Consider the following 11,173-nt stretch of genomic DNA (forward strand, 5'->3'; position numbering starts at 1 on the left):
CCTAGTCCTTCAGTTCTTCAGGATGTTGCCGTCGACGCAGAACCGCCACAGCATCCCCGCGAGCAGTTCCGTCCCCAGGAGCCGATCCTCGGGCGTGGTAAACTCCGTCGGGTGGTGGATGACACCGCCGACGCTCGGCACCCCGATAACGATCGCCGGTGTCACCGCCGACATGCTGACGGCGTCGTGCCCACCGATCGTGTCGAGCCGAAGGACCGTCTGCCCGAGCGATTTGGCGGTCTGTTCGGCCAGATCGATCAGCCCGGCGTCGAATTCTCCTGCTCGCCTCCGGTCTATGGATCGGACTTCGAACGACGTGTGGGCGCGCGCGGCGCAGCTCTCGATCTTCTCCTTGAGTTCCGCTTCGGCCGACGCCAGAAGCTCGGCGCTTCCCGACCGCAGTTCGATGAACATCACCGTTTCTCCCGGCACCACATTCGGCGAATTGGGATAGATTTCCAGCCGCGCCGCCGAGGTGTGCAGATCCGGACCGGCCTTGTCGGCCATGTCCCTGAGTTCGGCGATCAGATAGGCGGCAGCAAGCAGCGCATCCTGCCGCTCGGCCATCGGTGTGGGGCCGGTGTGGGCCTGCCGGCCGACATAGGCGAGGCGATATTTGACGGCACCCCAGAAGCGGGTGAATGCCCCGATCCGTAGGCCGGCCTTCTCGAGATGGGCCGAGCCCTCGATGTGGATCTCGATCAGGGCGTCCGGCACCAAGCGAGCGGCCTCGCCCGCATAGCCGATCTCCGACAGCGCCTCGGCCACCGAAACGCCGGAACCGTCCCGGCGCGCCAGCGCGAAATCGAGGTCGATCTCGCCGGAATTGACGCTGCTGCCAAGCAGGCTGGGCTGGAACCGCGCTCCTTCCTCGTTGGTCCAGTTGACGATGACGAAGTTGCATTTCGGTTTGATGCCGGTTTCGGCCACCCGGCGCCTCATCGCCTCTATCGCGCTGCAGGCGGCGATCACTCCATAGGCGCCGTCGAAGCGGCCACCATTCGGCTGACTGTCGAGATGCGACCCGCACATGATCCAGGGCGCATCCTTGCCGGCCCAGTCCAGAAATCCGTACATGTTGCCGATCGCGTCGACCTCAAGGCGCAGGCCTTCCTGCGCAAACCATGCAGCCAGCCAGTCGCGTGCCAATCCATCCTCGCGGGACAGGGTCAGTCGCATCATCGAGCCGTCCGGACCACCGCCGAAGGCGGAAACCTCATCCATCATCCGATGGAGGGCTTCGGCGTCGATGCCGGGGAAAGCCGACGGGTCCTTGCGAATTTCAAGCATAGAGCACCTTTACCTGCGTCTGATCCATTTGCGCGGCGAAGTCCGCCTTGAGGGGGGCGTCGGTGATCAGGATGTCGACGTCCCGGAATTCGTATGTGCAGATGGAGCCCTGCCGCCCGAACTTGCTGCTGTCGGCCAGCATGACGCACTGTTTGGAGTGCTTTCGCAGCGCGCGGCGAATGTTCGCCTCGTCCTGTCCGAGGTCCATGAAGCCGAACCTGCTGTCGACGGTTGCAATGCTGACGAAGGCGATGTCGAACAGATGCCGCGTGACGAGATCGACCGGATCCGGCCCCATGAAGGCCCGGTAGCTCGCCCTGACGTCGCCGCCGACCGCCACGAGATTGGGATGTCCGGCATCGGCGAGCAGCGCGATGATGTCGAGCGAGTTGGTATAGACGGTGATATCAGGCCAGTTCCTCAGATGCTTGGCGAAGGCCAGCGTCGTCGTGCCGGCGTCGACGAATATCTTGATGTGGTCTCTGAGCAGGGTCGCCGCACGTTCGGCGATGCGCGCCTTCTCGCGCGCGTTCAGCCGCATCCGGTCGGCGATGGGCTCGTCGGCGTCCGGGCGCGGCTTGACGCCACCACCATAGATGCATCGCAGGTGGCCCTCGAGTTCCAGTTGCTTCAGGTCGCGACGCACCGTTTCCCGGCTGACATGGAAATGCTCGGCGAGTGCCTGCACCGATACGCGCCCGTGCTTCTCGAGTTCGGCAAGTGCGTAGTGCATGCGATCTTCAGGATCGCTCATGCGGATTTCGCTTCCATCGGTATGTTCCTCCCCGTCTTTTCTTGTCGATCATGCGGCGGCGCGGGTCCCCGTTGTTTCAACGAGGAAGCAGGCCGCCAACTCGCCGTGATTTCGCGCCGTCAGCGTCGGGCTCTCGGCACGGCACCGGTCGAAGGCATGCGGACAGCGGCTGGCGAAACTGCAACCCGGCGGCAGGTCGATCGGGCTCGGCGGCTCTCCCTCGAGCAGGCATTCCTCCGGCTTGTAGCGGCGCTCCTCCAGTGTCGGAACCGCGCTCAACAGCGCCTTCGTGTAAGGATGCCCGGGATCGAAGAAAAGACGCTCATTGTGGGCGATCTCCACCACCTCGCCGAGATACATCACAGCGACCCGGTTGCAAACGCGGCGGACCATTGCAAGGTCATGCGAGATGAAGACGTAGGTCAGGCCGTGCTGGGCCTGCAGTTTTTCGAACAGCGCCAGCAGGCGGAACTGCTCGGTCTGGTCAAGCGACGACAGCGTCTCGTCCATGATGAGCACTTTTGGCTCGAGCACCATGGCGCGGGCGACATTGACGCGTTGGCGTTGGCCGGCGCTGAGACCAAGCGGCAATTCATCGTAGAGGTTCGCGGGAAGCTCGACCTCGGCCATGACCGCCAGGACGCGTTCGCGTATCTCCTTCGCATTGCGCATGCCGTGCACCCGCAGCGGATCCTCCAGGATCGCGCCGATGGACGTGCGCGGCGGCAGCGAGTTGAACGGATCCTGCAGCACCAGCTGAAAATCGCGCCGGAACTTCAGCAGCGTCTTTCCCCTCAGTTTCGAAAGATCCTCGCCATCGCAGATGACGCTGCCGCTGTCTGGAAACTCCAGGCGGCTGAGAAGCCGCATCAGGGTGGACTTGCCGCAGCCGGACTCGCCCACCACGCCGAAATTCTCGCCCGGCATGACGTCGAAGGTGACATTGCGCACGGCGCGAACCTCGCTGTGGGCCGCGAACGTTCCCCGTTTGCGAACACGGTAGGTGCGGGTTGCGTCGCGTATGCTGATCGTTGGCATGGCCGCGCTCGTCGTACGCGGAACGGCGACCGCCTCGCTCGTCCAGATTTTCGGAATTTGGCTGATCAACTGCAGCGTATAGGGATGCTGCGGCGCGTCGATGAGCCGCTGCGGGGTGTTGCGCTCGACGATCCTGCCTTCGGACAGCACCAGGACCTGATCGGCCGCCTCCTTGACCGTCGGCAGCGACGACGAAACGAACACCACCGCGGTGTCGAAACGCTCCGTCAACTCGCGCATCAGACGCAGGACCTGCGCCGCGACTGTCACGTCGAGCGGCTGGGTGACGTTGTCGGCGACGAGAAAGGCTGGATTGCTGATCAAAGCGTCGACGATCAGCGCGCGCTGCATCATGCCGCCGCTGAATTGCGAGGGATACTCGTCGAAGCGCAACCGTGGCGAGGGAATGCGGACCGCTCCAAGAAGGTCGATGACCCGCTTGCGGGCCTCCGATGGATCGATGCCGGGTACCACGGCGCTGAGTTTCTCGACGATCTGGCGGCCGACCGGCAAAGTGGGATCCAGCGCTCCCATGGGATTGGCACCGACATAGGCGATCTCTCTGCGCAGCAGTCGCATCCGTCCGCCGGCCAGGTCGAGGATGTTCTGCGACTTGTACTCGACCGAGCCGGACGAGATGCGCAGCGGCGGGTCGATCCAGTTGACCAGGGCTCGCGCCAGAACGGTCTTGCCCGAACCGCTGGCTCCGATGATGCCGACGATTTCGCGCGGGGCGAGATCGAAGCTCACATCGGAGACGACCGGCCGGGCGCCCGCGCCCGTGCCCACTTCCACGCCGAGATTCTTGACCGACAGGACCGGGCTGCTGTTCACGACACGCCTCCGTAGATCCGGTTGCGGGCCCGCTCGAGCGAAGCGCCCATCAGGTTGATGCTGGTCAGGGTAAGGCACAGGAACACCCCCGGCATAGTGGCGATCCACCATGCATTGAGCAGGTATTTCCTGCCGTCGGCGATGATGTTGCCGAAGGTCGGCGTCGGAGGCTGCACGCCGAGGCCGATGAAGCCGAGGATCGACTCGAAGATCATCATGCGCGCCACGTCGAGCACCGACACGAAGATGATCGGCGGCAGCACCAGCGGCGACAGCAGCCAGACCATGATGCGAAAATCCGAAGCCCCGCTGACCTGGGCGGCGCGCACATATTCGCTCTTGCGTTCGGTCATCACGACGCTGCGCGTGACGCGGGCATAGACCGGCCAGCTCGAAAGGCCGAGTACAAGGATGATCGCCGGAATCGTCGGCCGCGATACCCCCAGAACGGTAATCGCGAGGATGATCATCGGGATGGAGAGCTGCGCGTCGGTGATCCGCATGATCACCATGTCGATCCTGCCCCCATAGTAACCGGCGAGCGTGCCGAGCGAGCAGCCGATGATCAGCATCACCACCACGGTGGACAGGCCGATCAGCAGGGAATAGCGCAAGCCCACCAGACTGCGCACGAGCATGTCGCGACCGATCTGATCGGTGCCGAGCGGTGCCGCCCAATTCCATTTGTCGCCGAGGAAGGGTGGCGACTGCAAACGGCCGGCGACGTTCATCTTGGTGGGGTCGATGCCGCTCAAGGCCGGGTAGAGCAGCGCCGCGAGACCCAGTAGGGCGAAAATCACGAGGCCGACCCGGAATTCGTTCGACGCCAGCGCCGCCTTCCATATCCGCCGGGACAGCGAAGCGCCGCGCTGCGCTTCCGGCGCGGTTACCTTCAGGCTCAGCTGGGTTTGCACGACGCTCATCAGTATTCCAGTCTCGGATCGATCAGCGTTGCGACCAGATCGACCGCGATGTTGATCAGGACGAAGATGGCGCTGGTGACGATCGCGATGCCCTGAATCAGGGGAAAGTCGCGCTGCAGCACGGCGTTGATGGTCAGAAGCCCCAATCCGGGATAATCGAAGATGAATTCGATCACGAGCACGCCGCCGAGCAGGCCGCTGATCTGGATGCCGAGAAGGTTGAGCAGCGGAACCGAGGCGTTGCGCAGCGCGTGCGCGAAGATGATCCGACGCTGGCTGAGCCCGCGCACGCGGCCGACTGCAATGAACGGCATCGTCATTGCCGAGGAAATCGAGCCGGTCAGCGTCCGGATCAGAACCGGCGAAAGTTCGACAGCCAGCACGATTGCCGGCAGGATCGTGTAGGCAAAGCCCTTGTAGCCGATCGCCGGCAGCCAGCCGAGCTTCACGGACAGGATCAGCGCAAGCACGATGCCGAGCCAGAAACCCGGCAGGGATATGAAGATCGACGACACGTAAAAAGCGACCCTGTCCGGCCATCGTCCAGGAGACAATCCGGCCGGGATGCCGACCAGGAACGAAAAGAGCATCGCGAACACGATCGCCAGGAAGGCGAGCTGCAGCGTCATCGGCAGGGTCTCGCCGATAAGGGTGAGCACGTCGGCGCGCTCGCCGCGCGTGGCATCCCCGAAACTAGACCCGCCGGTCGAGGCGCCGCTGGCCGGCCGAACGAACGACTGGCCGAGGTCGCCCCTGACGACGCCGCTCATATAGCGCCCGAATTGAACCAGCACCGGGTCGCGAAGCCCCATCTCCTTGGCGATCTGCTCGATCAGCGCCTCGGGCGCCATTCCGCCCGCCATCAACCGGACGGGATCGCCCGGAACGACGCGAAGCAGGGTGAATATCAGCAGCGTTACAAGAAAAATGATCAGCGCACCCTGGGCCAGGCGGCGGACAAGAAAGCTAATGATGAACATTCCATCTCCTGCGGCGGACGAAGCCCGAGGACTGGTTGCCGGCTCTCCTTCTCCCCTTGTGGGAGAAGGCAAGACAGGGCTGCGCTTCGACGGCTGTCACGGCCCGGGTTTGTTTCTCCCGGGCCGCGGCTGACGCCAATCAGGCGAACGCCCCCTTCGACGCATCCATCGAACCGTCCGGATAGATGAAGAGCCCCGTGAGAGACTTGTCCATCGCGTGGATCATGACGGAAGTGAACAGGGAGAACGACGGCACTTTCGCGGCAATCATCGGCATCGTCTCGGTCTGGAGGATCTGTTTGCGCTCCTCGAGCGACGCCGCGCTGCGCTCCTTGTCGAGTGAGGCGTCCAGTTCGGGATCGACGATGCCGGTGATGCGCTTGGACGAGGAATGGAAATGCGTGCGCAGCACGAGGTCCGGCTCTGGCGATCCGGTCGACCAGCCGCAGTCGACCATATGGCCCGGACCGCCGCCGGGACGGTCGTAGAGACGCTCATTCCACGCCGCGATCTCCAGCACCGACAGCGTGACGGGGAACCCCTGCTCCTGCAGCATGGCAGTGATCACCTCGCCATACTCCTTGGTCTTGGGATAGAACCCGACCGAGGTGATGTATTCGAGTTCGGGCAGGCCCTGCCCCTTCGGGAAGCCGGCTTCGGCGAGCAGGGCCTGGCATTTCTCCGGGCTGTATTCGGGATAATTGGGCAGGTCGACATAGCCGAACTTCACCGGTGAGACATAATTCGCCGAGGCATGGCCGGCTTCGCCGAGGATTTCGAGCAGCATGGACCGGTCGATCGCGTGACAGGCCGCCATTCGCACGCGCGGGTCGTCGAAGGGCGGCTTGGAACAGCGGAACCACAGATACTTGTTCTCGACCGAGACCACGCTGCTGATCGCCACATTCTCGTTACCTTTGAGGGTCGCCACCTGCTCCGGTTCGAGCCGCTCCACGATGGACGCCTGGCCGTTCATCAGCGACAGCATGCGGGTGGTCGAATCGCCAACGAAATTGAAGCTGATGCCGGGGATGGTCGGCGCCCCGAGGAAGTAGCCCGGGTAGGCCTCCAACACCGTGTCGTTGCCTCGCTGCTCGACGAACTTGTAAGGCCCGGTGCCGTTAAGGCGCTGCGAAAGCGGCCCGCTCGGCCCAGCGGCGATGTCGGTTGCCGACAGCATCGGCAGGTAGGAGGCGAGGAAGATGAACAGGTGCGCCGGATAGCCGCCCTTCGATGTGTCGACGATCACCGTGTAGTCGTCCGGCGTCGTGATTGTCAGCGTCTCGGTCGGGCCTGGATACCATTGCGCCGGCCGGTCGGGCTGCGAGCCGTATTCGAACGTCGCCTTGACGTCTTCCGCCTTGAACGGCTTTCCGTCGTGGAACTTCACCCCTTCACGCAGCTTGATCTCAAGCTTGGTCGGCTCAAGCAAGGTGATCTTTGTGGCGAGCTCGTAGATGACCTCGTCGGGACTTTCGACGCGCATAGGCGTGCGCGTCAGGAACCCCATGACGAAACCCTCGATGTTCTTCTGCGACAGCGTCGTGTGCGCCGTCGGATCCCAGTTGCCGGTGATGTTCTCGGCCGACAGGAAGACCAGTTGCTTGCCCGCCTGCGCAGCCGCGCCAGAGACCAGGATTTCCGGGTTGATCACCATAAGACCGGCGCCCGCTCCGAACGCCGCCATGCCCTTCATGAAATCACGCCTGCTTGACTCGGTCATATGTCGTTCCCCTTTTTTCATTATGTGGTTTTGTGGTTTTTCTTACGTTAGCCAAAACTCTCCACTTGGCAACACGGATTCTGCTGTGCGCTGCTGATACTGCGCCAAAAAAGCGCAATTGCCTTACAATGTTGATATTTTGGGCATATTGACGCGAAAACGTTCTGCTGGAGAAACGCCGAGATAGCCTCATTGCCCAATAAGGCGGCATTGGATTAGGTTGTGGAGTGGTGTGGTTTCTTCCAAAACGTCGCAAAGCCAAACGCTGCGCGAAAATATCTCGCGGGAAGAAAATCAGCTGTTCAACCGGAACATGCAGCCGCAATTTGCGGATGTCGGCTGGAGCATGGCGCTGAAGGCATTTGCGTAATCAACACGCCTCAGCGAGGGAAAAGAACCTCACCCATTCCAAGCACCGCGTTGTCGCCGCCATATTTTTGCGGCGCATTGCCCAGAAGCGGCCGTTTCAAAATACCCTCGGCGATCAGATGGCGATCGACGATGGCGGCAAAAACGCTCTCCGGCGCGCCGCATTCGACGAAGCTCGGCGACAGACTTTTCGGCGCGCGATCGAGCAGGATCGAACCGCGGCGCATCAGGTAGCCGGGCATTTCGCCGGTGCCGCCGGCCACCACCAGCGTGCCGGCGATCATGCGGCTGCCGGCATTGTCGCCTGAACCCTTCAGCACCGCGATCAGGCCGCGCCGCATGCGGTCGGCGGCAAAAGCGCCCGCTTTGCCCCTGACGATCAGCACGCCGCCATTCATGCCGGCCAGCTCCCCGGCGAGCGGCGCACCGAGGTGATCGCCGGCGTTGCCTGTTATTTCAAGCCTGCCGCCGCGCATTCCGGAGCCGGCATGCGGACCCGCATTGCCTTCGATCGTCAGCTTGCCGCCGCGCATGGCGCGCCCGGCCTGGGCGCCGGCATTGCCGACGACACGAACCGAACCGCCCCGCATGCCTTCCGCCACGCGATCGAGGCGCGCGCTTCCACCTTCGAACACGATGTCCAGCGGATCGTTGCCGGCGACGCGAAAAATATCGCCGACCTTCGATCCATGCTTCGACATGCCGATCTGGATTCTTTCGATATCGCGCCTTTCGATCCCGGCAAGCCGCTCTGGCGTCAGCGGCGACAGGTCAAGGCGCTCGGGCGGCTCGGCGACAAGGGTGAAGGTCAGCGCCTTCATGGCAGCATATCCTTCAGCGAATAGATGAATTTGCCGAGCTTGCCGCCGTAATTGCCGGCGCTTATGCGAACCGCGCCTCGCTTCGGCCCGAGCTCGATGACGGCGTTGATGCCGGCCTTCATCGCGGCGGCAACGGCATCGTTGGTCTCGCCATCGATGACGATTTCCAGGACGGCGTTGATGTCGGGACCGAGCTCACTCCTGACGACACCGCGCAGTGTCGGCGCGTAGGCTTCGTTGGCCGAGGCGATCATGCCCTTGTATTTACCGCCGATCTTGGAACCCGAACGGGCAATGCCGCCCGGAAACGGCACGATCGCGCCGGGCACCAGGCCTATCGCGGCGACCGCGGCCTCTGCGGCAACCAAGGCCTTGGCGCTGCTTTCAGCCATGACGAAGAAATTGCCGCCGCCGACGGCATCCTTCGTCAGCCCGGTCGTTGCTTCGCACAGGAATTCGCCATCCATGACGGGAACGCGCCAAAAATGCCGGCCGCCGATTTTCTTGGAGATCTGCCAGCCGTCGCCGAAATAACGCAGCGCCGAACCGAGCTTCAACTCGGCGCTGCCCTCCAGTCCGGCGAAGCAGGCCGAACCCGGCGAGGTCAAGACACACTGGCCGACGCGATTGAGCAGTTGTTTCTGCAGTTCGTCTGTTCCCATCGCAAAGATCATCACGCGGCAGCCGGGCCGGCCATCCGGTGTGGCCGATGGCGGCAGTTCGACGTCGATTGCCGCTTCGCAGCCGCAGCCGATCACCGAGGTGGCAAAGCCGGTCATGGTGATCGCCGCCTGGCGAGCCCATTTCCGGTTCGGCGCGGTGATGATGATGGCGGTCGCGCGCATGCCGAAGGCCTCGGCAAAGGTATCGTCGATCACTATGCCATTTACGCTCACGTTCGGCATGCAACCTCGCCGAATGGCTGTTCGCGCGCGATCGCGGAATCTGGGAAATTGAACCAGTCCAGCGACAGGCCGTAGCGCTGCTGGTGATAGTCCTCCAGACGCCGCACCATTGCCTTGTCCGGCGACGGATTGAGCCTGAGCGCCTTGCCCCACCGGTAATGGGTGATCTCTCCATCCTGCACGACGAGATCGCCATCCTTGAAGACGTATGCCGCCTGCCCCAGCATTTTCGCGATGTTCCCGTCCCTGCGGTAGACAGCGATATCGGCTATGGCGCCGGCGCCGAGGTGGCCCCGGTCTGTTAGCCCGAGCAGCTTGGCTGGGGCCGCGCGCGTCATGATGGCAATTTCCTCGAACGTGTATTCGCGGTCGATTGCGGCCAGGGTGGAGAGCGCCATGGCGGATTTTGGAAGTCCGGCAATCATTTCGGTGCGCGCTTCCCGGCTCATCAGCAGCTCGAACAGAGCCGGGTAGACGGTAAAGGGCGCGCCATTGGGATGATCGGTGGTGAAGAAGACACGCCAGGGATCGTTGATCAGGAGAAAAAGCTCGAGCCCGATCGCCCACTGCATCGCGCCATAGAAATCCTTGCCATAGCTGTAGGGCACGATGCCGCCGCCATTGCCGTCGCCGTCATGAATGACGGATTTCTTCGGGCTCGCGCTGCCACGCGCCGAAAACTGCCGCATGACGTCGGAGGAGACGGTGACCGTCTGGCCGAACATCACCTGGCCGATATCGATGGTGACTTCCGGCGTCGCGTTGACCAGTTCGGCGAGACGCGCCGCGGCCGAGGAAAACCTGCGCTTGCCTTCCGTGCCGTAGCCATAGAACTGGAGGTGGGCGAGGTGCATCGGCAACCCCTCCGCTGCCGCGATCGTCGCGGCCGCCGTGTCCGCCGATCCGGGACTGCCCAGATTGTTGCAATGGACATGCAGAGGGTGCGGGACGCCAAGGCTGTCGACGGCGGCCTGCAGCGTCTTGACGATCTTGCGCGAGCTGACGCCATAGGAAGGCACCACATCGTCCAGCGAGAAGGTGCGGACGTTTTCCTTGAAGGCGGCCGCCGCGCCGGCGTTGATCACCTTGACCCCAAGCGCCCGTGTCGAGGCGACTGTCCAGGCGACATAGTCCTCGATCATTTGAGACGAAGCGTCGTCGCGGATCATTGACAGCAGGAAATCGTCGTTGCCGAGAATGGCGAGCGTCGCCTTGTCGATGATCGGGATGTCGGCCAATTCGAGATGGGTGTGAAGTGCCGCTCCCGGCGACATAGCCGGCTCGACGACCGTGGTGAAACCCATCTTGGCGTAGAGGCAGCCGGTCTGGAAGGTCGACCAGCCGGCATTGGAGAGCGGCGTCGTCGCCGGCCGCGCCTGATGCGCGGCATGCTGCTCGGGCAGGAGCAGCCGTGCCGTATTCACGTTGCCGCCACCGATGTGGGAATGGATGTCGATGGCGCCCGCCATCACGACGCAGCCGGCAGCGTCGATCACGAGGCGGTGGTCTATTCCAGCCGCACCGGTTCGCTAAGGT

The 11,173-nt window shown here is 63.2% G+C and carries 9 protein-coding genes and 1 pseudogene; 1 reads left to right on the forward strand and 9 read right to left on the reverse strand.

All coding sequences use genetic code 11. The features are described from left to right. Positions 1–9: 9 nt before the first annotated feature. The 6 genes from EOC93_RS17770 to EOC93_RS17795 form a co-directional block, all read right to left on the reverse strand. Positions 10–1,290 (reverse strand): Zn-dependent hydrolase, encoded by a 1,281-nt coding sequence (locus EOC93_RS17770; RefSeq protein WP_127205262.1) that lies wholly within the window; start codon positions 1,288–1,290, stop codon positions 10–12. Then, on the reverse strand, positions 1,283–2,044 hold the full coding sequence (locus EOC93_RS17775) for a DeoR/GlpR family DNA-binding transcription regulator (protein WP_127205263.1): 762 nt from the start codon (positions 2,042–2,044) through the stop codon (positions 1,283–1,285). The genes EOC93_RS17770 and EOC93_RS17775 overlap by 8 nt, the downstream gene beginning before the upstream one ends. A 48-nt stretch (positions 2,045–2,092) precedes the next feature. Then, entirely contained in the window at positions 2,093–3,916 is a 1,824-nt protein-coding gene (locus EOC93_RS17780; RefSeq protein WP_245330084.1) for an ABC transporter ATP-binding protein, read from the reverse strand. Further along, a complete protein-coding gene (locus EOC93_RS17785) occupies positions 3,913–4,839 on the reverse strand; it encodes an ABC transporter permease (protein ID WP_095489045.1) in 927 nt (308 codons plus the stop codon). Before EOC93_RS17785 ends, EOC93_RS17780 begins: the two co-directional genes overlap by 4 nt. Beyond that, positions 4,839–5,819 (reverse strand): ABC transporter permease, encoded by a 981-nt coding sequence (locus EOC93_RS17790; protein WP_095489044.1) that lies wholly within the window; start codon positions 5,817–5,819, stop codon positions 4,839–4,841. Before EOC93_RS17790 ends, EOC93_RS17785 begins: the two co-directional genes overlap by 1 nt. Before the next feature lie 139 nt (positions 5,820–5,958). After that, on the reverse strand, positions 5,959–7,542 hold the full coding sequence (locus tag EOC93_RS17795) for an ABC transporter substrate-binding protein (RefSeq protein WP_127205264.1): 1,584 nt from the start codon (positions 7,540–7,542) through the stop codon (positions 5,959–5,961). A 232-nt stretch (positions 7,543–7,774) separates the two neighbouring features. On the opposite strand from EOC93_RS17795, the gene EOC93_RS34455 reads away from it, so the two are divergent. After that, on the forward strand, positions 7,775–7,912 hold the full coding sequence (locus EOC93_RS34455; RefSeq protein ID WP_206532248.1) for a hypothetical protein: 138 nt from the start codon (positions 7,775–7,777) through the stop codon (positions 7,910–7,912). 10 nt (positions 7,913–7,922) lie between these two features. Here the strand turns inward: EOC93_RS34455 and EOC93_RS17800 are convergent, their stop codons facing one another. The 3 genes and pseudogenes from EOC93_RS17800 to EOC93_RS17810 all read right to left on the reverse strand — a co-directional run. Continuing rightward, positions 7,923–8,732 carry a formylmethanofuran dehydrogenase subunit C gene (locus EOC93_RS17800; protein WP_095489042.1) on the reverse strand — a complete coding sequence of 270 codons (810 nt, stop codon included), beginning with the start codon at positions 8,730–8,732 and terminating at the stop codon, positions 7,923–7,925. Then, entirely contained in the window at positions 8,729–9,637 is a 909-nt protein-coding gene (gene fhcD, locus EOC93_RS17805) for a formylmethanofuran--tetrahydromethanopterin N-formyltransferase (RefSeq protein ID WP_095489041.1), read from the reverse strand. The genes EOC93_RS17800 and fhcD overlap by 4 nt, the downstream gene beginning before the upstream one ends. After that, positions 9,625–11,130 (reverse strand): annotated as a pseudogene (locus EOC93_RS17810) (formylmethanofuran dehydrogenase subunit A); the annotation flags it as partial. The pseudogene EOC93_RS17810 and the gene fhcD, both read right to left, overlap by 13 nt. Positions 11,131–11,173: the final 43 nt, after the last annotated feature.

The sequence above is a fragment of the Mesorhizobium sp. M6A.T.Ce.TU.002.03.1.1 genome, assembly GCF_003997275.1.
GTDB classification, from domain to species: Bacteria; Pseudomonadota; Alphaproteobacteria; order Rhizobiales; family Rhizobiaceae; genus Mesorhizobium; species Mesorhizobium mediterraneum.

Bases quoted from the DNA above. Each gene is read 5' to 3' on its own strand.
- EOC93_RS17770 (WP_127205262.1), bottom strand. From the start codon at position 1,290: ATGCTTGAAATTCGCAAGGACCCGTCGGCTTTCCCCGGCATCGACGCC.
- EOC93_RS17795 (WP_127205264.1), bottom strand. From the start codon at position 7,542: ATGACCGAGTCAAGCAGGCGTGATTTCATGAAGGGCATGGCGGCGTTC.
- EOC93_RS17775 (WP_127205263.1), bottom strand. From the start codon at position 2,044: ATGAGCGATCCTGAAGATCGCATGCACTACGCACTTGCCGAACTCGAG.
- EOC93_RS17790 (WP_095489044.1), bottom strand. From the start codon at position 5,819: ATGTTCATCATTAGCTTTCTTGTCCGCCGCCTGGCCCAGGGTGCGCTG.
- fhcD (WP_095489041.1), bottom strand. From the start codon at position 9,637: ATGCCGAACGTGAGCGTAAATGGCATAGTGATCGACGATACCTTTGCC.
- EOC93_RS17785 (WP_095489045.1), bottom strand. From the start codon at position 4,839: ATGAGCGTCGTGCAAACCCAGCTGAGCCTGAAGGTAACCGCGCCGGAA.
- EOC93_RS17800 (WP_095489042.1), bottom strand. From the start codon at position 8,732: ATGAAGGCGCTGACCTTCACCCTTGTCGCCGAGCCGCCCGAGCGCCTT.